General features: G+C 69.9%; 25 protein-coding genes. 16 read left to right on the top strand and 9 right to left on the bottom strand.

Annotated features, from left to right (window positions below; translation table 11 throughout):
• Positions 1-309 precede the first annotated feature (309 nt).
• Positions 310-1,095 carry an SDR family NAD(P)-dependent oxidoreductase gene (locus ACSSVZ_RS00600; protein WP_453967655.1) on the bottom strand — a complete coding sequence of 262 codons (786 nt, stop codon included), beginning with the start codon at positions 1,093-1,095 and terminating at the stop codon, positions 310-312.
• Positions 1,096-1,330: 235 nt separating this feature from the next.
• Positions 1,331-3,253, bottom strand: coding sequence for a propionyl-CoA synthetase (locus ACSSVZ_RS00595; protein WP_453967654.1), 1,923 nt, complete (start codon positions 3,251-3,253; stop codon positions 1,331-1,333).
• Positions 3,254-3,453: 200 nt separating this feature from the next.
• Between ACSSVZ_RS00595 and ACSSVZ_RS00590 the strand changes: the two genes are divergently transcribed.
• Positions 3,454-4,218, top strand: a complete 765-nt coding sequence (locus tag ACSSVZ_RS00590; RefSeq protein ID WP_453967653.1) for a sulfite exporter TauE/SafE family protein — start codon at positions 3,454-3,456, stop codon at positions 4,216-4,218.
• 165 nt (positions 4,219-4,383) lie between these two features.
• On the opposite strand, the gene ACSSVZ_RS00585 is transcribed toward ACSSVZ_RS00590, so the two are convergent.
• Complete coding sequence (locus ACSSVZ_RS00585) at positions 4,384-4,575, bottom strand: YdcH family protein (RefSeq protein ID WP_453967652.1); 192 nt, start codon at positions 4,573-4,575, stop codon at positions 4,384-4,386.
• Positions 4,576-4,837: 262 nt separating this feature from the next.
• Here ACSSVZ_RS00585 and ACSSVZ_RS00580 point away from each other — a divergent pair, with 262 nt between their 5' ends.
• From ACSSVZ_RS00580 to ACSSVZ_RS00555, 6 genes are all read left to right on the top strand, one after another.
• Positions 4,838-5,044 (top strand): YdcH family protein, encoded by a 207-nt coding sequence (locus tag ACSSVZ_RS00580; RefSeq protein WP_453967651.1) that lies wholly within the window; start codon positions 4,838-4,840, stop codon positions 5,042-5,044.
• A gap of 183 nt (positions 5,045-5,227) precedes the next feature.
• Positions 5,228-5,725, top strand: a complete 498-nt coding sequence (gene purE / locus ACSSVZ_RS00575; RefSeq protein ID WP_453967650.1) for a 5-(carboxyamino)imidazole ribonucleotide mutase — start codon at positions 5,228-5,230, stop codon at positions 5,723-5,725.
• A complete protein-coding gene (locus ACSSVZ_RS00570; RefSeq protein ID WP_453967649.1) occupies positions 5,718-6,839 on the top strand; it encodes a 5-(carboxyamino)imidazole ribonucleotide synthase in 1,122 nt (373 codons plus the stop codon). Before purE ends, ACSSVZ_RS00570 begins: the two co-directional genes overlap by 8 nt.
• A gap of 273 nt (positions 6,840-7,112) precedes the next feature.
• Entirely contained in the window at positions 7,113-7,334 is a 222-nt protein-coding gene (gene rpsU, locus ACSSVZ_RS00565) for a 30S ribosomal protein S21 (protein WP_453961834.1), read from the top strand.
• An 85-nt stretch (positions 7,335-7,419) separates the two neighbouring features.
• Positions 7,420-8,313: a tetratricopeptide repeat protein gene (locus tag ACSSVZ_RS00560; protein ID WP_453967648.1), complete on the top strand. Its 894-nt coding sequence runs from the start codon at positions 7,420-7,422 to the stop codon at positions 8,311-8,313.
• Positions 8,314-8,551: 238 nt separating this feature from the next.
• Positions 8,552-9,175, top strand: a complete 624-nt coding sequence (locus ACSSVZ_RS00555) for a glycoside hydrolase family 19 protein (RefSeq protein WP_453967647.1) — start codon at positions 8,552-8,554, stop codon at positions 9,173-9,175.
• Between the two features lie 79 nt (positions 9,176-9,254).
• Here the strand turns inward: ACSSVZ_RS00555 and ACSSVZ_RS00550 are convergent, their stop codons facing one another.
• Positions 9,255-10,160: a branched-chain amino acid aminotransferase gene (locus ACSSVZ_RS00550; RefSeq protein ID WP_453967646.1), complete on the bottom strand. Its 906-nt coding sequence runs from the start codon at positions 10,158-10,160 to the stop codon at positions 9,255-9,257.
• 231 nt (positions 10,161-10,391) lie between these two features.
• Here ACSSVZ_RS00550 and ACSSVZ_RS00545 point away from each other — a divergent pair, with 231 nt between their 5' ends.
• The 3 genes from ACSSVZ_RS00545 (at position 10,392) to ACSSVZ_RS00535 (ending at position 13,127) form a co-directional block, all read left to right on the top strand.
• On the top strand, positions 10,392-10,928 hold the full coding sequence (locus ACSSVZ_RS00545; RefSeq protein WP_453967645.1) for a MarR family winged helix-turn-helix transcriptional regulator: 537 nt from the start codon (positions 10,392-10,394) through the stop codon (positions 10,926-10,928).
• Entirely contained in the window at positions 10,925-11,635 is a 711-nt protein-coding gene (locus tag ACSSVZ_RS00540; protein WP_453967644.1) for a response regulator, read from the top strand. Before ACSSVZ_RS00545 ends, ACSSVZ_RS00540 begins: the two co-directional genes overlap by 4 nt.
• A gap of 91 nt (positions 11,636-11,726) precedes the next feature.
• Positions 11,727-13,127: an ATP-binding protein gene (locus ACSSVZ_RS00535; RefSeq protein WP_453968016.1), complete on the top strand. Its 1,401-nt coding sequence runs from the start codon at positions 11,727-11,729 to the stop codon at positions 13,125-13,127.
• A 15-nt stretch (positions 13,128-13,142) separates the two neighbouring features.
• On the opposite strand, the gene ACSSVZ_RS00530 is transcribed toward ACSSVZ_RS00535, so the two are convergent.
• The 5 genes from ACSSVZ_RS00530 to ACSSVZ_RS00510 form a co-directional block, all read right to left on the bottom strand.
• Positions 13,143-13,502: a tRNA-binding protein gene (locus ACSSVZ_RS00530; protein WP_453967643.1), complete on the bottom strand. Its 360-nt coding sequence runs from the start codon at positions 13,500-13,502 to the stop codon at positions 13,143-13,145.
• A gap of 47 nt (positions 13,503-13,549) precedes the next feature.
• Complete coding sequence (locus ACSSVZ_RS00525; protein ID WP_453967642.1) at positions 13,550-14,209, bottom strand: TetR/AcrR family transcriptional regulator; 660 nt, start codon at positions 14,207-14,209, stop codon at positions 13,550-13,552.
• 244 nt (positions 14,210-14,453) lie between these two features.
• Entirely contained in the window at positions 14,454-15,269 is an 816-nt protein-coding gene (proC, locus tag ACSSVZ_RS00520; RefSeq protein ID WP_453967641.1) for a pyrroline-5-carboxylate reductase, read from the bottom strand.
• Positions 15,266-15,766, bottom strand: a complete 501-nt coding sequence (locus ACSSVZ_RS00515) for a YbjN domain-containing protein (protein WP_453961824.1) — start codon at positions 15,764-15,766, stop codon at positions 15,266-15,268. The genes proC and ACSSVZ_RS00515 overlap by 4 nt, the downstream gene beginning before the upstream one ends.
• A 183-nt stretch (positions 15,767-15,949) precedes the next feature.
• Entirely contained in the window at positions 15,950-16,273 is a 324-nt protein-coding gene (locus tag ACSSVZ_RS00510; protein WP_453967640.1) for an accessory factor UbiK family protein, read from the bottom strand.
• 180 nt (positions 16,274-16,453) lie between these two features.
• Here ACSSVZ_RS00510 and lgt point away from each other — a divergent pair, with 180 nt between their 5' ends.
• The 6 genes from lgt (at position 16,454) to ACSSVZ_RS00480 (ending at position 22,353) form a co-directional block, all read left to right on the top strand.
• Positions 16,454-17,299 (top strand): prolipoprotein diacylglyceryl transferase, encoded by an 846-nt coding sequence (gene lgt, locus ACSSVZ_RS00505; RefSeq protein ID WP_453967639.1) that lies wholly within the window; start codon positions 16,454-16,456, stop codon positions 17,297-17,299.
• On the top strand, positions 17,296-18,381 hold the full coding sequence (locus ACSSVZ_RS00500; RefSeq protein WP_453967638.1) for a class I SAM-dependent methyltransferase: 1,086 nt from the start codon (positions 17,296-17,298) through the stop codon (positions 18,379-18,381). The genes lgt and ACSSVZ_RS00500 overlap by 4 nt, the downstream gene beginning before the upstream one ends.
• 120 nt (positions 18,382-18,501) lie before the next feature.
• Positions 18,502-19,272, top strand: a complete 771-nt coding sequence (gene pgeF / locus ACSSVZ_RS00495) for a peptidoglycan editing factor PgeF (RefSeq protein WP_453967637.1) — start codon at positions 18,502-18,504, stop codon at positions 19,270-19,272.
• A gap of 38 nt (positions 19,273-19,310) precedes the next feature.
• The gene (locus ACSSVZ_RS00490) at positions 19,311-20,462 is read left to right on the top strand and encodes a M24 family metallopeptidase (RefSeq protein ID WP_453967636.1); all 1,152 of its coding nucleotides are present in this window, start codon (positions 19,311-19,313) and stop codon (positions 20,460-20,462) included.
• 216 nt (positions 20,463-20,678) lie between these two features.
• Entirely contained in the window at positions 20,679-21,209 is a 531-nt protein-coding gene (locus ACSSVZ_RS00485; RefSeq protein ID WP_453967635.1) for a hypothetical protein, read from the top strand.
• Between the two features lie 211 nt (positions 21,210-21,420).
• Positions 21,421-22,353 (top strand): ribose-phosphate pyrophosphokinase, encoded by a 933-nt coding sequence (locus tag ACSSVZ_RS00480; RefSeq protein WP_453967634.1) that lies wholly within the window; start codon positions 21,421-21,423, stop codon positions 22,351-22,353.
• Positions 22,354-22,690: the final 337 nt, after the last annotated feature.

Below are 22,690 nucleotides of genomic sequence, written 5' to 3'. Positions count from 1 at the left end.
CGGGGGTGCAGATTCCTCCGCACGATCGGTGGCTGGGGTCAGAAACACAGGGGAATGCTCGGACCGGCGGCGCGTATCCTCCCGCTGCGGGCGGGCGGACGGGCCGCAACTGGATTCCGGCCTCCGCCGGAATGAGCGGAGGATTTGGGCCCACGCGGTGGTGCCCAATCAGCTGGTCCCGGCAGAGACATGGGCCCACGCGGTGGTACCCGATCAGCTGTTCCCGGCGGAGACCTGGGCCCGCGCGGGGGGGACCCGATCAGCTCAAACCGGTGGAGAATCGGGCCGGCGGAGGAGCGGGCTGGCGGTTCAGTCCTCCGTCGGCACCGTGTAGGCGAGCGGGAGGCGGCCGCCGTCGGCGTAAACGGTCTGGCCGGTCATGTAGCTCGCCTGGTCGGAGGCGAGGAAAGCGACCACGGCGGCGATCTCCGACGGATCGCCGATGCGTCCCAGCGGCGTGCGCGACAGGATGCGGTCGCGGGCGTCGTCCTGGTCGACGACCTTCTCCAGCATGTCGGTCATGATCGAGCCCGGACCGACGGCGTTGACGCGGATGCCGTAGGGCGCCAGCGCCAGCGCGGCCACCTTGGTGAGCTGGTTGATGCCGCCCTTGGAGATCGAATAGGGGACCTGGTCGGGCAGCGCGACGACGGCGTTGATGCTCGACATGTTGACGATCGCGCCCGGCGGGCCGCCCGCCTCGATCTGCTCGACCATCTGCCGCGCCACCGCCTGGGCGACCAGGAACGAGCCCTTCAGGTTGACGCGCAGCACGCGGTCGAAGTCGTCCTCCTCGATCTCCAGGAAATCGCCGCCGAAGACCACGCCGGCGTTGTTCACCAGCACGTCGATCCGGCCGAAGGCGTCGAGGGTCTCGGCGACGAGGTTGCGCACGTCGAGGCGCTCGCCGACGTCGCAGGCGACCGCCAGCACCTCGCCCAGGGATTTGAGGTCGGCGGCGGCGGCATCGGCCGCCGCGTCGTCGACGTCGGCGATGACGACCCGGGCGCCCTCGGCGAGAAAGCGGCGCACGATGGCATAGCCGATCCCCCGGGCACCGCCGGTGACGATCGCGACCTTCTTCTCAAGCAGCATGGCTGGAGCCGTCCCCGTTGAGGCCGGTGCCGGTCGCGTCGGCCGGAGACGACCGACCGGACATGGCGCTGGCGCAGGACCGGCGCACCGGCGCCGGACATCCGGCGCCGACCAGGCGAGCCGGTCGATTGCAACAAGCCGGCAGCCCCGTCGCGGGTTCCCTCCGCCGGGTGGCCGATCGAACCGGCACGGTGCCCGATGCCCGCGGCCGGTTCAATGGCCGACCGACCGCGCCTCAGCCGCCGCGCACCCCGCCGACGCCGCGGCCGCGGATCGCCGCCTCGATCTCGTCGAGGATGGCGGGATCGTCGATGGTGGCAGGCAGCTTGTAGTCGGCGCCCTCGGCGAGCGAGCGCATGGTGGCGCGCAGGATCTTGCCCGAGCGCGTTTTCGGCAGCCGCTCCACCGTGATGACCAGCTTCAGGGCCGCGACCGGGCCGATCCGGTCGCGCACCCGCTGGACGAGCTCGCGCTCGATCTCGGCATGGTCCTGGTCGATCCCGGACTTCAGCACGACGAAGCCGCAGGGCACCTGGCCCTTCAGGCTGTCGGTGACGCCGATGACCGCGCACTCGGCGACGGCGGGATGGCCGGACAGCACCTCCTCCATCGCCCCCGTCGACAGGCGGTGGCCGGCGACGTTGATGATGTCGTCGGTGCGCGACATGATGAAGACGTAGCCGTCCGCGTCGACGTAGCCGGCATCCGAGGTCTGGTAGAAGCCCGGGAACGCCTCGAAATAGGCGCGCCGGAAGCGCGCCTCGTCGCCCCACAGCCCCACCAGGCAGCCGGGCGGCAGCGGCAGCGTGACGACGATGTTGCCGAGGGTGCCGGCCGGCACCGGCTGGCCGTCGCTGTCGACCACGGTCACCTCGTAGCCGGGCATCGCCACCGTCGGCGAGCCGAGCTTCACCGGCAGCGGCTCGATGCCCATCGGATTGGCCGCCACCGGCCAGCCGGTTTCCGTCTGCCACCAGTGGTCGATGACGGGCACGCCGAGCGCCTGGGCGGCCCACTCGATGGTGTCCGGGTCGGCGCGCTCGCCGGCGAGGAACAGGGTGCGGAAGCCCGACAGGTCGTAGTCGGCCACCAGCTTCGCCTCCGGGTCCTCCTTCTTGATGGCCCTGAGCGCGGTGGGCGCGGTGAACAGCACCGCCACCCGGTGGTCGGCGACGACCCGCCAGAAGGCGCCGGCATCCGGGGTGCCGACCGGCTTGCCCTCGTAGATCACCGTGGTGCAGCCGTACAGCAGCGGCGCGTAGACGATGTAGGAATGGCCGACCACCCAGCCGACGTCGGAGGCGGCCCAGTACACCTCGCCCGGCTCGACGCCGTAGATGTGCTTCATCGACCAGGCGAGCGCCACCATGTGGCCGCCGGTGTCGCGGACGACGCCCTTCGGCTGGCCGGTGGTGCCGGAGGTGTAGAGGATGTAGAGCGGATCGGTGGCGGCGACCGGCACGCACGGGACGGTGCGCCCGGCGGTTTCCGCCGCCTCGACCAGCGCGGTGAGGTCGAGGTCGTACGGCTGGTCGAGGTCGGCGCGATGGGTCTCGCGCTGGTGGACGAGGACGCGCTCGGGCTTGTGGCGCGCCTCGGCGATCGCCGCGTCGACCAGCGGCTTGTAGGCGATGACCCGGCCCGGCTCGAGGCCGCAGGAGGCGCAGACGATCAGCTTCGGCGTGCAGTCGTCGATGCGGGTGGCGAGCTCGTGGGCGGCGAAGCCGCCGAACACCACCGAATGGACCGCGCCGAGGCGGGCGCAGGCGAGCATCGCCACCACCGCCTCCGGGATCATCGGCATGTAGATGATGACCCGGTCGCCCTTCTCCACGCCCTGGTCCATCAGGACGGCGGCGGTCGCCTCGACGGCGCGCAGCAACTCGGCGTAGGTGATGGTCTGCCTGGTGCCGGTGACCGGGGAATCGTGGATGATCGCCGCCTGGCCGGGACGGCCGCGGGTGACGTGGCGGTCGACGCAGTTGTAGCAGGTGTTGCAGGTGCCGTCGGGGAACCAGCGGCCGTAGGTGCCGAGCGCCGCGTCGAAGGCGGTTTCGGGCGGCCGGATCCAGTCGATGGCATCGGCGGCGCGCAGCCAGAACCCGTCCGGATCGGCGCGCCAGGCCGCATAGACGTCGCGATAGCCGCTTTTTGTCATGGCTTTCCTCCCCGGAACTTTCCGCGACCTGCGAGAATGGGTTAGACCTTGTCCCGCTGACAAGGACTTCCGGACGATGGCCGGTTGCTCCGGATCGCCCCAGATGCCGGTGGCACGGTTCGCCGCCGGTCCGCCTTGCCCCAGATCAAACGCGGCGGCGTTTCCGGCCCGCCGTCCCCTCACGCCGCGTTCCAGGCCCGATGATCACCGATCCCGTCTTCTATCTCGCTGCGATCCCGGCCGTCATCATGGTCGGGATCTCGAAGGGCGGCTTCGGCGGCTCGATCGCCATCCTCGGCGTGCCGCTGATGGCGCTGGTGATCTCGCCGATCCAGGCGGCCGGGATCATGCTGCCGATCCTGATCCTGATGGACCTGATCGCGGTCGCCTCCTACTGGGGCGTCTACGACCGCAAGGTGCTGCTGATGACGCTGCCGGGGGCGCTGGCGGGGCTCGCGCTCGGCTACCTGATGGCGACCAGCGTCGACGAGGCGCTGGTGCTGCTGATCATCGGCGTGGTGGCGGTGGCGTTCTCGCTCGACCACTGGCGCAAGCGCTACCTGACCCGCACCCCGCCGGCGGAGGCGCGGCACAGCTTCGCCAAGGGATCGGTGTGGGGGCTCGTGGCCGGCTTCACCAGCTTCATCAGCCACGCCGGCGGGCCGCCCTACCAGATGTACACGATCCCGCTGCAGCTGGAAAAACGCATCTTCGCGGGCACCGGGGTGATCTTCTTCTTCACGCTCAACACCGTGAAGCTGGTGCCCTATTTCCTGCTCGGGCAGTTCTCGGCGGCGAACCTGTCGACCTCGGCGGCGCTGCTGCCGGTGGCCGTGCTGGCGACGCTGCTCGGCGTCTGGCTGGTGAAGATCGTGCCCCAGGAGCTGTTCTACCGCATCCTGTACGTGGTGGTGTTCCTGGTCGGGCTGAAGCTGATGGCCGACGGCATCACCGGGCTGACCTGACCGCACGCGGCAGGCCGCGCCCACGCCCGAAGGGCCATGCACGAAAGGCGATGCCGCCGCCATCGACGGCGACACCGCTGCGCGCAGCGTCATGATGGGTGAACCGGATCGACCGGGCCCGGGGAGCGCGATCAAAGATCCCGCCCGGGCCGGACGGGCGGCGGCCTACGCCTGGGCGTAGACGGCACCGTCTCCCGCTCGGAGCCGGTTGATCTCGTCCTTGAGAGCGAGTTTTCGACGCTTGATGGATGCGACGGTGAGGTCGTCGGTGGCGGGCTGCGTCATTGCGGTGTGCAGTTCGGCTTCCAGCGCGGCATGGCGGCGTTCGAGTTCGGCCACATGCGATTCCATCGTCATCGTCTGCCTCCCGAAAGAGCGTTGTCGACCGTCGGAGTGTGACACAGGCATGTCGAGCCTGTCTCCTAGAGGTGGGCACCAAATGGGGCGATGAAAGGGTAGCCGGAGAAGAAATCGTTCCGTTCTGACATGGATCCTCCCGCCGGCCGACGCGACGGCTCCCAAGGCGGGGGATTTTCGTGGTACAAGCGGGCCAACGCCCGCGCGGCCTCTGCCGCACGGGCGTTTGGATGTGAGGGCCGTCGGCGGGAGTTTGTCGACCATGAGTGACGAGGAGGCCGAGGCCGCGCGTCAGGAACTGCTGCTCCTGAAGGTCGAGCATCAGGATCTCGACGCGGCCATCGCGGCCATGAACGTGCAGGGCATCGGCGACCAGATCCAGACCCAGCGCCTGAAGAAGCGCAAGCTGCAGCTGAAGGACCGGATCTACCAGCTGGAAGACATGCTCTACCCCGACATCATCGCCTGAGGCCGGGGCGACCCGGCCCGGCGCGCCACGCCGCCGGTCCGTCGCGACCCGCCTCCCCAAAACCTTGCTTATGACGCCCGGCTTCGTTACATCGCGCGCTTCCCGCAGCGCATGCCGCGCCTGCGCGCTTTCGTGACGGCGCCTCCGCCGCCCGCTCGACCACACCAGAGGAGCCCGTCCTCCATGGCACCCGCAACGCCGCCGATCGCGATCATCATGGGCAGTCAGTCCGACTGGGCCACGATGCGCCATTGCGTCGAGACGCTGGAAGCGCTGGGCGTCGACTACGACGCGCGCATCGTTTCCGCCCACCGCACGCCGGAGCGGATGTTCGCGTTCGCCCGCGACGCCAAGGGACGCGGCGTGAAGGTGATCATCGCCGGCGCCGGCGGCGCGGCGCATCTGCCGGGCATGACGGCGGCGCTGACCACCCTGCCGGTGTTCGGCGTGCCGGTGGAAAGCCGGGCGCTGTCGGGCGAGGACAGCCTGCTGTCGATCGTGCAGATGCCGGCGGGCGTTCCCGTCGGCACGCTGGCGATCGGCCGGGCGGGCGCGGTCAACGCCGCCCTGCTCGCCGCCTCGGTGCTGGCGCTGTCGGACCCCGAGCTGGACGCGCGCCTGGAAGACTGGCGCGCCCGGCAGAGCGCCGCCGTCGCCGAGGTCCCGACCCGCGATGAGTGAGGCGAACGCGGCGCGCACCCTCGCCCCCGGCGACACCATCGGCATCCTGGGCGGCGGTCAGCTCGGCCGGATGATCGCGCTCGCCGCCGCCCGCTTCGGCCTCGACTGCCACATCTTCTGCCCCGACCCCGACAGCCCGGCGTTCCGGGTGGCGAAGGCCGCGACCATCGCCGACTACGCCGACGCGGAAGCCCTGAAGGCGTTCGGCGCGGCGGTCGACGTGGTCACCTACGAGTTCGAGAACGTGCCGGCCGAGACGCTGGCGGTGCTGGCCCCGCTGGCGCCGATCCGGCCGGGGGCGCGGTCGCTGTCGGTCTCCCAGGACCGGCTGAGCGAGAAGACGTTCCTGGCCGAGGCGGGCGTGCCGATCGCCGACTTCCGCCGGATCGATGCGGAGGCCGACATCGCGCCGGCGCTGGCCGAGCTCGGCGCCCCGGCGATCCTGAAGACCCGCCGCTTCGGCTACGACGGCAAGGGCCAGACCACGGTGGCCGACGCCGGCGACGCGGCGCGGGCCTGGCGGGAGATCGGCGGCGCCCCGGCGGTGCTGGAGGCGCGGGTGCCGTTCCGCATCGAGTGCTCGGTGATCGTCGCCCGCGGCGCGGCCGGCGACGCGGTGACCTACGACATCGCCGAGAACGCCCACGAGAACCACATCCTGAAGTTCAGCCGGGTGCCGGCCGGGATTTCCGCCGCCACCGCCGAGGCGGCCCGGGCGCTGGGGCTGCGCGTCGCCGAGGCCCTCGATCATATCGGCGTGCTGACGGTGGAGCTGTTCGTCGTCGGCGACGGCGCCGACGAGACGCTGATCGCCAACGAGATCGCGCCGCGGGTGCACAATTCCGGCCACTGGAGCGAGGACGCCACCGCCGCCTCGCAGTTCGACAACCACGTGCGCGCCGTCGCCGGCTGGCCGGTTGCCGAGCCCCACCGCCACGCCGACGTGGAGATGGAGAACCTGATCGGCGCCGATGCCGACCGCTGGGCGGACATTCTCGCCGAGCCCGGTGCCCGGCTCCATCTCTACGGGAAGCACGAGGTGCGGCCGGGCCGGAAAATGGGTCACGTCAACCGGCTGAAGGCCCCTCCAAAGGGGTCTCGCGGCAACCCGTGAGCGTGGACAGCCGTTCCCCGATCTGATACCAAACCCATCCTGTCGGCTGGACGCCGACGTCGGTCGCGATTCCGATCCGGGGCTCGCGATCTTGTTTTTTGTGCCCTGGCAACGGGGCACGCGGCCGCGGACGGGCCTATGCGTCCGACCCGAGAGCAAGATCCGTGCTCCAGCGCGGCCGTTGCTCACGTATTTGGAAGACGATCACCTCGCCCGCAAGCAGCCTGAACGGCCACGCGGGACGGTCAGCGTAGACGGAAACAGGGCAGATACGTGCAGATTATCGTTCGTGACAACAACGTCGAACAGGCGCTCAAGGTTCTCAAGAAGAAGATGCAGCGCGAGGGCATCTTCCGCGAGATGAAGATGCGCGATCACTACGAAAAGCCGTCGGAAAAACGTGCGCGCGAGAAGGCCGAAGCCATCCGCCGCTCCCGCAAGCTGGCCCGCAAGCAGGCCCAGCGCGAAGGCCTGCTTCCCGGCGCGAAGCGATAGTCCTTTCGGGACCCCCGGCTGTTCAGCGACGGCCGGACCTGGCGGAGGCAGCCTCCGCCCTCTCACGTGACAAGGCAGTTCGGCAATGGGATGGACGAGACGCGGTACCGCCTCATCCACTCTGAGGAGCACTCTTAGGAGTGTCGACCTCGCCCGGAGGGGACTGATCCTGGCCGGCGCGACCCTCGGACTGGCGGCTTGCCAGTCGGCCGGCGGCAGCTCGACGGGCGTCATCGATCCGCGCGCCGGATCGGCCGTCAACATCCAGTCGCTGACGACGGTCGTCGAGTCCAATCCGCAGGACCCGACCGCCTACAACATCCGCGGCACCGCCCACGGCCAGGCCGGCGACAACCGCGCCGCGCTGGAGGACTTCAACGCCGCGATCCAGCTGAACCCGCGCTATTATCAGGCCTATGCCAACCGGGCGCTGGTCTACCGGCGGATGGGCGAGCTGAACAACGCGCTGGCCGACTACGATTCCGCCCTGGCGATCGAACCGAACTACGACGTCGCCCTGATCGGGCGCGGCAACCTGTTCCGCCAGAACGGCAACTACGGCCGGGCGCTGCAGGACTTCAACACCGCGATCCGCGTCGACAGCTCCGATGCCCGAGCCTTCCACAACCGCGGCCTGATCTACCAGGCCCAGGGCCAGCACCAGCGCGCCATCGAGGACTTCGCCACCGCCATCGGCCTGGGGCCCAACAACCCCGAACCCTACAACGGCCGCGGCGTCTCCTATCTCGCCGTCAACGACGTCGACTCCGCGCTGGACGACTTCAACCAGGCGCTTGCCCTCAACCGCAACTATGCCGAGGCGTGGTCCAACCGGGGCCTTGCCCTGGAAGCCAAGGGCGACCGCAACAAGGCGCGCGCCGCCTTCAGCCGGGCGCTGACCATCGAGCCGGGAATGGAATCGGCGAAGGCGGGCATTCGCCGCCTCGACACCGGCAAGCCGCCGGTGATCGCGGGCTGACACGCCGCAGGCGATCCGGGCGAGAGCCCGATCCCGTTCACCGCCGCAAAAGCCCGCGCCGCATGGCCGCGGGCTTTTTTCTGTCCAGCCTCCGTCAGGCTCCCCTGTTTTGCTGCCGCCTTCGCGGCCGGCCCGGTGATTGAGGCTGCAGACAGATGCGCGTTATAAGTTAATTCATTTCATAAAACCCGTTATGCGTGTATCTTCCCCATGTTGCGGCTCTGGGGAGATGGCTGGCATGACGATCAACCGAACGTTCTTCTTCGATGCTGTCCGGGTAGATCTCTACGACGGATCGCTGAGGGCTTCCCAGGTGACGGGCCTCGAAGCCATCCTGGACAAATGGGAAACCGAAAGCGCCGCCGGAGACGACCGCTGGCTCGCCTACATGCTGGGAACCGCGCACCATGAAACCGGCCGGACGATGCAGCCGGTTCGCGAGACCTTCGCCGGCTCCGACGACAGCGCCATCAAGATCCTGAACAGGAGTTTTCAGAAAGGCCAGCTTACGTGGGTCAAGCGTCCCTATTGGGACTACGACGAGGACGGCAAGAGCTGGCTCGGCCGCGGCTTCGTCCAGATCACCCACAAGAGCAACTACGCGAGGATGGCGCAGGCGACCGGCATCGATCTCGTCGGGCATCCAGAGCGGGCCATGGAGCTGTCGGTCGCCCTGGAGATCATGTTCCGTGGAATGCGCGAGGGGAGCTTCACCGGAAAGAAGCTGGCCGACTATTTCAACGCCACCAAGGCCGACTGGCGCGATGCCCGACGGATCATCAATCGAACTGAGCGCGCCGATCTCGTCGCGACCTACGCCAAGCAGTACTACCGGGCGATCAGCTACACGACCGGTGCCTAGCGCATGAAAAAGCCCGCGACCGGAAGGCCGCGGGCTTTGGTGTTTCAGAGGCTGGCAAGGCCAGCCGACCCCACGATGATCAGCCGGCGGCGGCAAGCGGCGCCGCGGCGGCCTTCGGCTGCACCTCGGCGAGATAATCGTTCATCAGCTGGCGGGTGATGTCGCCGACCACGAAGCGGTGCTCGCCGATCTCGGAGACCGGGGTCACCTCGGCCGCCGTGCCGGTGAGGAAGCACTGCTCGAAGCCGTCCAGCTCCTCCGGCATGATCGTCCGCTCCACCACCTCGATGCCGCGCTTCTTCGCAAGCCCGATGACGGTGTCGCGGGTGATGCCGGCAAGGAAGCAGTCCGGATCCGGCGTGTGGATGACGCCGTCCTTGACGAAGAACACGTTGGCGCCGGTCGTCTCGGCGACGTGGCCGCGCCAGTCGAGCATCAGCGCGTCGGCGTAGCCCTTGGCCTCGGCGGCGTGCTTGGACAGCGTGCAGATCATGTAGAGGCCGGCGGCCTTCGCCTTCGACGGGGCCGTCCGCGGATCGGGCCGGCGGTAGATGGCGTGGTCGAGGCGGATGCCGCGCAGGCGCTCGGCCGGGTCGAAGTAGCTCGGCCACTCCCAGGCGGCGATCGCCACGTTGATGGAGTTGGACTGGGCCGACACGCCCATCATCTCGCTGCCGCGCCAGGCGACGGGCCGAAGATAGCCGTCGACGAGGTTCTCCCGGCGGAGGATGTCGCGCTGGGCCTCGTTGAGCTGCTCGGCCGAATAGGGGATCGTGAAGCCGAGCATCTCGCCCGACTTGATCAGCCGGTTCGTGTGGTCCTCAAGCCGGAAGATCTCGCCGCCATAGGCGCGCACGCCCTCGAACACGCAGCTGGCGTAATGGAGGCCGTGGGTGAGCACGTGGACCTTCGCGTCGGCCCAAGGAATGAATTCGCCGTTGTACCAGATGAGTCCGTCGCGCTGATCGAATGCGATGCCGGCCATGACGGATATCTCCTTCTTGCTTCTGGTTCTTTTGCCATCCGGCACGGTATCTTCGCCCACAAAGGGGCCGAGATGTGTCGGTTTTGCCTGACGAAGCGAACCTCGCTATGGTCGCCGCCACTCAGGCGGGATTGAACGCCTTCGCGCGTCCATCCGCAATGACGGCACGTGCGAAGGATTGTTTCGTCAAGGCACCTCTTCTCGTAACAATCGCAAACCCGATATGTCAATATGGCTGACATAATTTCGCATCCCTTCGATCGCTCCGGCCGGGCGGCCGCTCCGGCCGACGACCCGCCCGTCTCCGACGAGATCCGCTACGAGCTGATCGAGCTGCTGTTCTTCGCCTACCGCGACTTCGTGGGCGAGGCCGACTCGGTGCTGGCCGAGTTCGGCTTCTGGCGCGCCCATCACCGGGTGGTCCACTTCGTCGATCGCAATCCCGGCATCCGCGTCGCCGAGCTGCTCGCCATCCTGAAGATCACCAAGCAGAGCCTGGGGCGCGTGCTGAAGGAGCTGGTGGACAAGGACTTCATCGAGCAGCGCCAGGGCTCGGCCGACAAGCGCCAGCGGCTGCTCTACACGACCGAGAAGGGCCAGGCGCTCGCCACCCGGCTGGCGGAGCTCCAGAGCCAGCGCATCCGCGGCGCGCTGGCGGAGCTGGGCCCCGACGGCGCCGACCTGGCCCGGCGGTTCCTGACCGGGCTCGTCGACGCCGACGAGCGCAGCGCCGTGGCGCGCCTGACGGGGGAAAGAGGCGACCGATGAGCACCCAGGTGACGCCCAAGGACGACGCCGCGCATCTGCTGATCGTCGACGACGACAACCGGATCCGCAGCCTGCTGCACCGCTACCTGGCCGGCGAAGGCTACCGGGTGAGCGAGGCGGCCGACGCGGCCGAGGCGCGCCGCAAGCTGCAGACCTTCGCCTTCGACCTCGTCATCCTGGACGTGATGATGCCGGGCGAGACCGGCTTCGACCTGATGCGCACGACGCTGGGCGCCACCGAGCTGCCGGTGATCATGCTGACGGCGCGGGGCGAGAGCGACGACCGCATCAACGGCTTCGAGCTCGGGGCCGACGACTATCTGACCAAGCCGTTCGAGCCGCGCGAGCTGGCGCTGCGCATCGCCCGGGCGCTGAAGCGGCGCGGCAGCACCCAGACCCAGTGGCATTCGGCGGTCTCGTTCGGGACCTTCGTGTTCGACATCGAGCGCGAGGAGCTGCGCAACGGGCCGGCCGTGGTGCGCCTCACCGACCGCGAACGCACGCTGCTCAAGACGTTTTCCGAACAGCCCGGCGAGACCATCGCCCGCCACCTGCTGATCACCGACGAGACCAAGATGAGCGAGCGCACCGTCGACGTGCAGATCAACCGGCTGCGCCGCAAGATCGAGGAAGACCCGGCCAACCCGCGCTACCTGCAGACCATCCGCGGCATCGGCTACCGGCTGATGGCGGACCCCCGCGACTGACCGCCCTGCCGGGCCGCCGCCGGCGCTTTGAATTTGCCCACTTTAGCTGCGCATGATGCAGGTCGATCGCATGGAGCCCCGAACCGCCGACATGGCCACCCTCGACGAGACCGCACCGGCGCCGGAGCGCCCGCTCTGGCAGAAGGTGATCCGATCCGGAGGCCTGCCGCCGCCGGTCGGCCGCTGGCTGCGCCGCCAGATGCCGCGCCGGCTGTTTCCGCGCTCGCTGCTGATCATCATCATCCCGATGGTGCTGCTGCAGTCGGTGGTGGCGTTCGTGTTCATGGACCGGCACTGGCAGAACGTGACGAACCGGCTGTCGGAAACGACCGCCGCGGAGGTGGCCACCATCGTCCAGCTGATCGACCGGGCCCCGACGCCGGCCGACGCCCAGTCGATCGTCGCGACCGCCGCCCGCTCGCTGTTCGTCTCCGCCACCCTCGACCCCGACGGCAAGCTGCCGCCGCCGATGCCGAAGCCGTTCTTCTCGCTGCTCGACCGCACCCTCTCCAGCGCCATCCGCGACCGGGTCGGCAAGCCGTTCGCCATCGACATCGTCGACCAGGAGAAGTTCGTCGAGATCCAGATCAAGCTGAGCGCCGGCGTGTTCAAGGCGATCGTGCGCCGCAGCCAGGCCTACGCCACCAACTCCCACATCACGCTGGTGTGGATGGGCGGCACCTCGGTGGTGCTGCTGTCCATCGCGGCGCTGTTCCTGCGCAACCAGATCCGGCCGATCCAGCGGCTGGCCGAGGCCGCGGAGAGCTTCGGCCGCGGCCGGCCGATCGAGGGCTTCCGGCCGCGCGGGGCGACGGAGGTGCGGCAGGCCTCGCGCGCCTTCATCGAGATGCGGCGGCGCATCGAGCGGCAGATGGAGCAGCGCACGGCGATGCTCGCCGGCGTCTCCCACGACCTCCGCACGATCCTCACGCGCTTCAAGCTGGAACTCGCCTTCTTCGACGAGGGACCGGAGACCGAGGCGCTGAAGAAGGACGTCGACGCGATGCAGGCGATGCTGGAGGACTACATGGCGTTCGCCCGCACCGACATCGAGGAGGCGTCGGAGACCATCGACCTCGCCCGCCTGATGGAGGACCTGGCCGGCGAGGCCCGCCGCCGCGGCGCCGCCACCGACGTCACCTTCAAGGGCGACCCGGAGATCGAGGCGAAGCCCAACACGCTGCGGCGCGGCCTGCACAACCTCATCGTCAACGCGGCGCGCTACGGCAAGACCGTGGAGATCTCCACCCGCAACAACGAAGGCTGGGTAACGATCACCATCGACGACGACGGGCCGGGCATCCCGCCCGAATCGCGCGAAGAGGTGTTCCGGCCGTTCTTCCGCCTCGACACGGCGCGCAACCAGGACCTAGGCGGCACCGGGCTGGGGCTGTCGATCGCCCGCGACGCCATCCGCGGCCACGGCGGCGACCTGCTGCTCACCCAGGCGCCGCTGGGCGGGCTCCGGGCGCGCGTGCACCTGCCGGCCTGAGCGCCGGCGGGCGGGTCAGAACAGCCGGCTGCCGTTGGGGACGGTCTTGTCGACGGCGGCGAGCACCACGTAGCCCGCCTCATCGGGGAAGCCGAGCGTCAGCACCTCCGAGCGCAGCGGCCCGATCTGGCGGGGCGGGAAGTTCACCACCGCCATCACCTGCCGGCCGACCAGGTCGGCGGGCGCGTAGTGCTCGGTGATCTGGGCCGACGACTTCCTGATGCCGATCTCGGCGCCGAAATCGATCATCAGCTTCAGCGCCGGCTTGCGCGCCTCGGGAAACGGCCCGGCCTCGACGATGGTGCCGACGCGGATGTCGACCTTCAGGAAATCCTCGAAGCCGATGGTCTCGGCCGGGGCGTCAGCAGCACTCATGCAGTCCTCCGGTGGGTCGATCGTTCCGGCGACGGGGCCGGGATGGGTCAGGCCGCCTCCCCGGCGGCGCCGGCGGGATCGGCCGGCGCGCGCGGCTCCGCGGGAGCGCGGCGGGCCGGGCGGCGGAACAGCCGGCCGACGCGCTCCAGCCGCTCGAACGAGCTCTGGGCGCGGCGCAGCTCGCGGTCGAGCGCCGCCATGGTGCGCGGCATGCCCGGGTCTTCCTCGTCGAGGAAGACGCGCAGCACCCGGGCGAACGAGACCACCAGCCCCTGGGTGACGGCGGCGCCGAGCAGCCCCTCGAAGCGGATGCCGGCGGCGGTCAGCATCCAGCGCTGGGAGATCAGCGCGGTGCGGTTGAGGCTGGCGGCGAACAGCGGATCCTGGCGGGCCGACCGGGCAATGCCGCGGAGCGCGGCGCGGTGGGGGGCCAGCGCGTCGAGCCGGCGCATCAGCACGTCGAACAGGCGCTCGCGCGGCGGCTCCTCGGACATGTCCGACACGTCGGCGGCGAGCACCGCCTCGTCGATGTCGCGCACGAACGCCTCGTAGATGGCGAGCTTGCTGTCGAACGCGGCCCGCAGCTCGGCGAGCGACATCGACGCGCGCGTGGCGATCTCGTCGAGGCCGATCTCGGCGAAACTCTTTTCCGACAGGAGGCCGAGGAAGGCGGAAATGACGGACTGACGCTGGCGCTTGGTGACCATGAGACGGCTCCGATCAATCGCGGCGACGGGACGGGTGCACACGCCTGCGCACGGGTTGCGCCGCTTCTCCTGACATAAGCGAGCCCGCCGGAAATTCCAAACCGGCCTCAGGCGGACCGGCGCAGAGGGCCGTGCTCCGGCTGCGGGATGCGGGCGGAAAACCGGTATCCACTTTTCCTCATCCCGCTGGGTCCAGACGCGGGATGCGGGCGGAAAACCGGTGCCCACTTTTCCTCATCCCGCTTCAGCTCCCCAATTCCCGGGCGCGTTTCGCGGCCGCCGCGATGGCATTTGCGAACAGCGTCTGCATGGCGTCGTCGTCCATCAGCACGCCGAGCGCCGCCGCCGTGGTGCCGCCCGGCGAGGTGACGTTCTGCCGCAGGGTGGCGGCGTCGGTCTCGGTGGAATCGAGGAGCGCGCCGGCGCCCGCCACGGTGCCGCGGGCGATCCGCATCGCCAGATCCTCGGGCAGGCCAGCCCGGCGCCCGGCCTCCGCCATGCACTCCACCACGTGGAAGACGTAGGCCGGTCCCGATCCGGACACCGCCGTGGCGGCGTCGATGAGCGCCTCGTCGTCGACCCATTCGACCATGCCGATGGCGCCGAGCAGCTCGGTCGCCGCCTGTTTCTGGGCTTCGGTGACGGACGGATTGGCGACCGCGACGGTGACGCCGCGGCCGATCTGGGCGGGGGTGTTGGGGATGGTGCGCACCACCGGGCCCGCGCCGAGGGCGGCTTCGAGCGTCGCGACGGTGATGCCGGCAGCCACCGACACGACGGCGGTGTCGCCGTCGCGCATGGCGGCCAGAGCGGGCAGGACGTCGCCCATCATCTGCGGCTTGACCGCGACGATGAGCACGCCGGCGCGGGTGTCGGCCGGCGGCGTCGACGCAAGCGTCGCGCCCATCTGGGCGGTGATGGCGGCGACCTCGTCGGAGACCGCCGGATCGATGACGATGACCGGGGCGGCAGGCGGCGTGCGGGCCCAGCCGGCGAGCATCGCGCCGCCCATCTTGCCCGCGCCGACCAGAACGATCGGCCGCACCTCAGGATCGGTCATGCCTCGCCCGCGGTCTCGAACAGGGCCGTGTCGAGGGCTTCGCCGGCCGACTTGCCGGCCCACACCACGAACTGGAAGGCCTGGTAGTGGCGCTCGCACATCTCGATGGCGTGGGCGAGCAGGCCCTCGATCTGGGCGGACGTCGGCATGGCGTCGCCGGCCAAGAGCTGGGCGTGGCGGAAGATCACCACGCCTTCCTTGCTCCACAGGTCGAAGTGCCCCATCCACATGCGCTCGTTGACCAGCGCCAGGAGCCGGACGACCTCGGTGTAGCGCGGCTCGTTGACCTTGAGGTCGAAGGCGGCGGCGAGATGCAGCGCCTCGAACTCGTCCATCCAGGTGAAGGAGACGTGGTAGTCGCACCAGTGACCGGCGATGGAGATGGTGATTTCGTCGTCGCCGGAGCGATCGAACAGCCAGTCGTTGGAGACGGCGATGTGCTCGATCTGGTCGACCGGATTGCTTGCGCGCTCCAACTCAATGTCCATGAACGTCATGACCGATCCTCGCGGGTGCCGTGGCGGGGGAGACGAAGGCAGATGCAGCCTCCCGATCTGGGGCGCAAACAGGGTTCGTCGGCGGCGGTGCGGTCAGCTCGCGTCGTTGCAGGCGCAAGCGCGCGACACGCGAATCTCTTTCGCAGTCGAGTATATCGACGCAATCGCCGCGCGGCGACCCGCTCACGCGTCAGGTGTGGAGGGATTGGTCTCGCCGGTCCCGGTGGTGGCCGCCGCGGACCCGGATCTGGCCTCGAGCGTGGCGATGCGGGCTTCCAGCGCCGCGATCTTCGTGTGCAGCGCGTCGACCTCGTCGCGCGCCGCCGCCGCCATGTGCTTCACCGCCTCGTGCTCGTCACGCTGGACGATGTCCATGTCGGAGAGGAACCGCTCCGCCTGGGCCCGCACGGCGGTTTCCGCTTCGCGCCGGAAGGACTGGGCGACGGCGCCCGCATCGGTGGCCAGCTTGGAGAAGTCGTCGAAGAACCGATTGGATCCCTGGGTCATGGCGCACCTTGTTGCCTGAAACGCGTCTGGAGTCCCCTGACTATGGGGACGGGACCGAAAAGGAACAAGGTCGGAGCGCCGTCTTGACGCGCGCGCGGCCCTCTGGCCAAGGTCCGCCCGGACCCCGGCGGCGCCCGATCGGCCGCCCGCCCCTCACGCCCCTCGACACGGACGACCGTCATGCCCGTCTTCGTGATCCCGTATCCGGCGATCGATCCGGTCCTCATCGAGTTCGGGCCGTTCGCGCTGCGCTGGTATGCGCTCGCCTACATCGCCGGCATCCTGCTGGGCTGGTGGTACATCCGGCGGCTGGTAACCGCCGACCGGCTGTGGGGGACCCTGCCGCGGCCGACGACCGTCGACATCGACGACTTCGTGCTGTGGGCGACGATCGGCATCGTGCTGGGCGGCCGGCTCGGCTTCGTGCTGTTCTACAACTTCCCCTATTATGCCGCGCACCCGGCCGAGATCTTCGAGATCTGGCAGGGCGGCATGTCGTTCCACGGCGGCTTCCTCGGCGTGGTCGCCGCCATGCTGCTGTTCGCGTGGCGCCGCGGCCTTGCCATCTGGACGCTGTTCGACGTGGTCGCCGCGGCCACGCCGATCGGCCTGTTCTTCGGCCGCATCGCCAACTTCATCAACGGCGAGCTGTGGGGGCGCCCGTCCGACGTGGCGTGGGCCATGGTGTTTCCGAACGCCGGCCCCGAACCGCGCCACCCGAGCCAGCTCTACGAGGCGTGCCTGGAGGGCATCGTCCTGTTCCTGGTGCTGCTGGTGGCGACCTGGATGTTCCGCTCGCTCCGGCGGCCGGGCCTCAACGCCGGCCTGTTCGCGGTGGGCTACGGCATCGCCCGCACCGTCGGCGAGCAGTTCCGCATGCCCGATGCCCAGATCGGCTTCCTGCCCGGCGGCCTGACCATGGGCATGGCGCTGTCGATCCCGATGATCCTGGTCGGCGCGTGGGCGATCTGGCGGGCCCTCTCCCGGCCGCGCCTCGGCGACGCGCCGCCCACGACGGCGCGATGACCACGCCGCTTGCCGCCCGGCTGGCCGCCGAGATCGCCGAAACGGGCCCGATCACGGTGGCCGACTACATGGCGCGCTGCCTGGGCGACCCGCACGACGGCTACTATACGACCCGCATCCCGTTCGGCGCCGCCGGCGATTTCGTCACCGCGCCCGAGGTCTCGCAGATCTTCGGCGAGCTGATCGGGGCGTGGCTGCTCGCGGTCTGGGATGCGGCCGGCGCCCCCGAACCGGTGCGGCTCGTCGAACTCGGCCCGGGTCGCGGCACGCTGATGGCCGACATCCTGAGGGTCGCGGCGCTCCGGCCGGCGTTCCTGTCGGCGATCCGCGTGGACCTGGTCGAGACCAGCCCGGCGCTGCGCGCGGCGCAGGCCGAGCGGCTGGCCGGCGCCCCCTGCCCGCTCGCCTGGCACGACCGGGTGGACAGCATTCCGGACGGGCCGATGCTGGTCGTCGCCAACGAGTTCTTCGACGCCCTGCCGGTCCGCCAGTTCGTGCGGACCCGCGAGGGCTGGCGCGAGCGGATGGTCGGCCTCGACGCCGACGGCAGCCTCGCCTTCGGCATCGGGCCCGGGGCGCTGCCGGCGGCGGCCGCCGCCGGCCTGCCGGCGGTTCCGGATGGGACCATCGTGGAGGTGCAACCGGCCAGCGATGCGATCATGACGACCCTTGCCGGCCGCATCGCGCGGGACGGCGGCGCGCTGCTGGCGATCGACTACGGCTACGCCGGCCCGGGCACCGGCGACACGCTGCAGGCGATGCGGGCCCACGCCTTCGCCGACGTGCTCGCCGCGCCAGGGGCGGCGGACCTGACCGCCCACGTCAACTTTTCCGCGCTTGCGGCGGCGGCCGGACGGGCGGGCGCGGCGGTCCACGGACCGATCACCCAGGGCGCCTTCCTGCTCGGCCTCGGCCTCGTCGAACGGGCGCACCGGCTGGCCGAGGGCAAGGACGCGGCGGCGTTCCGGTCGATCGAGGCCGACGTCGCACGACTCGCCGGCGTCGACCAGATGGGCGCGCTCTTCAAGGTGCTGGCGGTTACCCCGCCGGGGCTGCTGCCGCCGCCGTTCGGTTCCGCGTGACCCGGCCGACCGCAAAGCCTCTTTACGCGGCCCCGCATATGCTGCGAAATCGCCCCCCGGCCCGCGAGCTCCGGCGCGACGCGCCGAGGCCGGGCGACACACCGAGGACAGCCGCCACCCATGATCACCGCGCGCGAACTCGCAGACCTCGAGGGCATCCGCCACGGCTTCTTCACCCGCGAGGGCGGCGTGTCGGAAGGCATCTATGCGGGCCTCAATGTCGGCCTGGGCTCGCGTGACGACCGCGCGGCCGTGGTGGAGAACCGCAGGCGCGTCGCGGACCTGCTCGGCGTCGACGCCGACCGGCTGGTGACGCCCTACCAGATCCATTCGGCGACGGCGCTGACCGTCGACGCGCCGTGGACGGAGGACCAGCGTCCGAAGGGCGATGCGGTGGTCACCGCCACCCCGGGGCTGGCCATCGGCGTCGCCACGGCGGACTGCGGACCGGTGCTGCTGGCCGACCCGGAGGCGCAGGTGATCGGCGCGACCCATGCCGGCTGGCGGGGCGCCTTCGGCGGCGTGCTGGAGGCGACGCTGGACGCCATGGAGGCGCTCGGCGCGCGGCGCGGCGGCATCGTTGCCGTCGTCGGCCCGACGATTTCGCAGCGCTCCTACGAGGTCGGGCCGGACTTCGTGGAGCGTTTCCTCGACGACAACCTCGACAACCGGACCTACTTCGAGCCGTCGGCGACGCCGGGACATGCAATGTTCGATCTTCCCCGCTACATTGAGGAGCGCCTCGCGGCGGCCGGCGTCGGGACGGCGGCGCGGCTCGATCACTGCACCTATCGCGACCCGCGGCGCTTCTACTCGTACCGGCGCTCGCAGCACCACAACGAGCCGGACTACGGCCGGCTGATTTCCGCCATCGCGATCGCTCCGCGCTGAGTTTGCCACCCTTCCCGCCACAACGACGGACAGACCCCATGGCATTGGCCTTCGACCGCGAAGAGTACGCCCGGCGCAAGGACAGCGTGCTCGCCGAGATGAAGCAGCGCGGCCTCGATGCGCTGCTGCTGTTCGCGCCGGAGAGCCACTACTGGCTGACGGGCTACGACACCTTCGGCTTCTGCTTCTTCCAGTGCCTCGTGCTGACCAAGGGCGGCGACTTCGTGCTGCTGACGCGGCTGCCGGACATGCGCCAGGCGCAGCACACCTCGCTGATCGAGGACATCCGGGTCTGGGCCGACGAGAGCGGCGTGAACCGGACCAAGCGGATGAAGGAGATCCTGTTCGACCTCGACCTGCTGGGCTCGAAGATCGGCGTGGAGACCAACACCCACGGCCTGACCGCCGCCCACGGCAAGCTGCTGGACGAGGCGCTGCAGTCGTTCGCCTCGGCCCAGGACGTGTCCGACCTGGTGCCGACCCTGCGCTCGGTGAAGAGCCCGGCCGAAATCGCCTATGTGCGGACCGCCGCGAAGCTCGCCGATGCCGCCTGGGAGGCGGGGCTGGCGGAGATCCGCCCCGGCGCCGACGAGGGCCGGATCCTGGCGGCGATGCAGTCGGCGGTGCTGGAAGGCGGCGGCGACTATCCGGGCAACGGCTTCGTCATCGGATCCGCCGAGGACGCGCTGCTGTGCCGCTACAAGTCCGGCCGCCGGACGCTCTCCGACCACGACCAGCTGACGCTGGAATTCGCCGGCGCCTACCGCCACTACCACGCGGCGATGATGGCGACCGTGACCATCGGCGCGCCCACCGACCGGCACCGGGAGCTCTACGAGGCGGCGTCCGCGGCGCTGGCCCGGGTGGAAGGCGCGATGCAGCCCGGCAGCACCTTCAGCGACGTGTTCGACGCCCATGCCAAGGTGCTCGACGGCGCCGGCCTGCAGGCGGCGCGCATGAACGCCTGCGGCTATTCGCTGGGTGCCAAGTTCGCGCCGTCGTGGATGGATCCGCCGATGTTCTATCGCGGCAACATGACCGCCATCCGGCCCAACATGGTGCTGTTCGCCCACATGATCCTGATGGACAGCGAGACCGGCACCGCGATGACGCTGGGCCGCAGCTACATCACCACCGACGACTCACCCGAGCCCCTCTCCAAGATGCCCATCGAACTGATCTCGAAATAGCGGCGCCGGCCGCCGCCGGGCGGCCCGGCCCCACGACCCGCGCCGTGGCGCTGGACCTCCGCCGACACCACGGCTAGACAACCCGAGCACCCTTCCCGGCCGGATCGCTTCATCCGGCTATGGGAACGGGCGCCAGTCAGATCCCCCGAGCCGCCCCCGCCATCCGGGCCGGGACGGCTCCAGGCAACGCCCCCGCCGACCGAGGAGCCCCAGGCCATGGCAGACCCCGCGCGCGCCCACCCGAAAGGCTTTCGCCTGCTGACGTTCTGCGCGATCGCCGCGCTGGGCCTGGCGCTGGCGGCCTGCGGATCCTCGGGCCTGTCCGGCGTGGCCAATCTCGGCGGTGCCAACAAGACCGGCCTCGCCCCGGTTTCCAAGGCAGACATCACCGTCGCCTTCGAGCCGTTCACCGGCATGCCCGGCAACATCGCCGATGCCCTCGCCCAGGAGATTGCGACCCAGGCCGAAGTCAACGGGATCAAGCTGGTGCAGCGCGTCGGCGCGCCGGCGACCTATCGCGTCAAGGGCTTCCTGTCCGCCGTCAGCTCCGACAACGGCGCCAACGTCGTCTACGTGTTCGACGTCTTCAACGCGTCGGGCAAGCGGCTGCACCGCATCTCCGGCGAACGCCAGGCGGGCGTGTCCTCCGGCGATCCGTGGTCGGGCATCGCCACGGCGCAGCTGACGCAGATCGCCACCGACGTGATCTACCAGCTGGACGTGTGGCTGGGCGGCGGCGGCCAGTAGCGGAGCCTCGCCGGCCGCCCGGCCGGACGGCGCCCGCGCACCTTCTGTTGCAAACGGGGCGCACTTCATGCGCCACCGGTGAGCGACGCACCGAACTCTGCCGCGGGCGTGTTGCCGCACGCCGGCCGCATTGCTAGTTAGTCCATCGATCGGCGGGCCGGACGACCAAGACACCCGGCGGCATTCTCGACCGCAACAAGGGCCAGGCATCATGAAGCTCGTGACGGGGAACTCGAATCGCTCGCTCGCCGAGCAGATAGGCGTTTACCTCGATGTTCCCCTCACCAAGTGCCTGGTCCGCCGCTTCGCCGATCAGGAAGTCTTCGTAGAGATCCAGGAAAACGTCCGGGGCGAGGACGTGTTCGTCATCCAGTCGACGAGCTATCCCGCCAACGACCATCTGATGGAACTGCTGATCCTCACCGACGCGCTGCGCCGCGCCTCGGCCCGGCGGATCACCGCGGTGCTGCCCTATTACGGCTATGCCCGCCAGGACCGGAAGGCCGGGCCGCGCACCCCGATCTCCGCCAAGCTGGTCGCCAACATGATCGTCCACGCCGGCGCCGACCGGGTTCTGACCCTCGACCTGCACGCCGGGCAGATCCAGGGCTTCTTCGACATTCCGACGGACAACCTGTTCGCCGCGCCGGTGATGACCCGCGACATCAAGGAGCGCTACGAGCTCGGCAACATCATGGTGGTGTCGCCGGACGTGGGCGGCGTGGTGCGCGCCCGCGCGCTGGCCAAGCGCATCGACGCGCCGCTGGCCATCGTCGACAAGCGCCGCGAGCGGCCGGGCGAATCGGAGGTGATGAACGTCATCGGCTCGCCGGAGGGGCGCGACTGCATCCTCGTCGACGACATCGTCGATTCCGGCGGCACGCTGTGCAACGCCGCCGATGCGCTGCTCGCCCAGGGCGCGACCAGCGTCGCCGCCTACATCACCCATGGCGTGCTGTCGGGGGGCGCCGTGGCCCGGATCGCCGCATCGCAGCTGAAGGAACTGGTGATCAGCGACTCCATCGAGCCGACCGAGGCGGTGAAGGCGGCCGGCAACATCCGCGCCGTGTCGATCGCCCCGCTGATCGGCGAGGCGATCAGCCGGACGGCGCTTGAGGAATCGGTCTCCAGCCTGTTCGACTAGACCCGTCCCGTTCTGACATCGCGGATGGAAATGGGGGCGGCCCGGCCCGAGGCCGCTGTCGGCGCGACCAGCGCGGCCGCACTGGGGCATTTACCGGTCAGACCGAAGCAGCCCGGCCGCCCGAGACGGTGAGCCAGGCGGCACTTCTTCTCCGGCCAGATGCGTGCATCTGGCCGGAGAGGGCTTCAAGGCTCAGCGCCTGAGGGCTCAGCGCTTGTCGGCGTCTTCGTCGGTCTCGTCGGCGTCGTCGGTCGCCTCGTCAGAGGCCTCATCGGAGGCATCGAGGGCATCGTCGTCCTCCGACGCATCCTCGGGCACGTCCTCGAAGATCTCGTCC

This window comes from Amorphus sp. MBR-141 (genome assembly GCF_053628695.1).
Note: the sequence above shows the minus strand (reverse complement) of the source record. Positions and strands in the feature narration are given on the sequence as shown.

Bases quoted from the DNA above. Each gene is read 5' to 3' on its own strand.
- ACSSVZ_RS00600 (WP_453967655.1), bottom strand. From the start codon at position 1,095: ATGCTGCTTGAGAAGAAGGTCGCGATCGTCACCGGCGGTGCCCGGGGG.
- ACSSVZ_RS00595 (WP_453967654.1), bottom strand. From the start codon at position 3,253: ATGACAAAAAGCGGCTATCGCGACGTCTATGCGGCCTGGCGCGCCGAT.
- ACSSVZ_RS00590 (WP_453967653.1), top strand. From the start codon at position 3,454: ATGATCACCGATCCCGTCTTCTATCTCGCTGCGATCCCGGCCGTCATC.
- ACSSVZ_RS00585 (WP_453967652.1), bottom strand. From the start codon at position 4,575: ATGACGATGGAATCGCATGTGGCCGAACTCGAACGCCGCCATGCCGCG.
- ACSSVZ_RS00580 (WP_453967651.1), top strand. From the start codon at position 4,838: ATGAGTGACGAGGAGGCCGAGGCCGCGCGTCAGGAACTGCTGCTCCTG.
- purE (WP_453967650.1), top strand. From the start codon at position 5,228: ATGGCACCCGCAACGCCGCCGATCGCGATCATCATGGGCAGTCAGTCC.
- ACSSVZ_RS00570 (WP_453967649.1), top strand. From the start codon at position 5,718: ATGAGTGAGGCGAACGCGGCGCGCACCCTCGCCCCCGGCGACACCATC.
- ACSSVZ_RS00560 (WP_453967648.1), top strand. From the start codon at position 7,420: ATGGGATGGACGAGACGCGGTACCGCCTCATCCACTCTGAGGAGCACT.
- ACSSVZ_RS00555 (WP_453967647.1), top strand. From the start codon at position 8,552: ATGACGATCAACCGAACGTTCTTCTTCGATGCTGTCCGGGTAGATCTC.
- ACSSVZ_RS00550 (WP_453967646.1), bottom strand. From the start codon at position 10,160: ATGGCCGGCATCGCATTCGATCAGCGCGACGGACTCATCTGGTACAAC.
- ACSSVZ_RS00545 (WP_453967645.1), top strand. From the start codon at position 10,392: ATGGCTGACATAATTTCGCATCCCTTCGATCGCTCCGGCCGGGCGGCC.
- ACSSVZ_RS00540 (WP_453967644.1), top strand. From the start codon at position 10,925: ATGAGCACCCAGGTGACGCCCAAGGACGACGCCGCGCATCTGCTGATC.
- ACSSVZ_RS00535 (WP_453968016.1), top strand. From the start codon at position 11,727: ATGGCCACCCTCGACGAGACCGCACCGGCGCCGGAGCGCCCGCTCTGG.
- ACSSVZ_RS00530 (WP_453967643.1), bottom strand. From the start codon at position 13,502: ATGAGTGCTGCTGACGCCCCGGCCGAGACCATCGGCTTCGAGGATTTC.
- ACSSVZ_RS00525 (WP_453967642.1), bottom strand. From the start codon at position 14,209: ATGGTCACCAAGCGCCAGCGTCAGTCCGTCATTTCCGCCTTCCTCGGC.
- proC (WP_453967641.1), bottom strand. From the start codon at position 15,269: ATGACCGATCCTGAGGTGCGGCCGATCGTTCTGGTCGGCGCGGGCAAG.
- ACSSVZ_RS00515 (WP_453961824.1), bottom strand. From the start codon at position 15,766: ATGACGTTCATGGACATTGAGTTGGAGCGCGCAAGCAATCCGGTCGAC.
- ACSSVZ_RS00510 (WP_453967640.1), bottom strand. From the start codon at position 16,273: ATGACCCAGGGATCCAATCGGTTCTTCGACGACTTCTCCAAGCTGGCC.
- lgt (WP_453967639.1), top strand. From the start codon at position 16,454: ATGCCCGTCTTCGTGATCCCGTATCCGGCGATCGATCCGGTCCTCATC.
- ACSSVZ_RS00500 (WP_453967638.1), top strand. From the start codon at position 17,296: ATGACCACGCCGCTTGCCGCCCGGCTGGCCGCCGAGATCGCCGAAACG.
- pgeF (WP_453967637.1), top strand. From the start codon at position 18,502: ATGATCACCGCGCGCGAACTCGCAGACCTCGAGGGCATCCGCCACGGC.
- ACSSVZ_RS00490 (WP_453967636.1), top strand. From the start codon at position 19,311: ATGGCATTGGCCTTCGACCGCGAAGAGTACGCCCGGCGCAAGGACAGC.
- ACSSVZ_RS00485 (WP_453967635.1), top strand. From the start codon at position 20,679: ATGGCAGACCCCGCGCGCGCCCACCCGAAAGGCTTTCGCCTGCTGACG.
- ACSSVZ_RS00480 (WP_453967634.1), top strand. From the start codon at position 21,421: ATGAAGCTCGTGACGGGGAACTCGAATCGCTCGCTCGCCGAGCAGATA.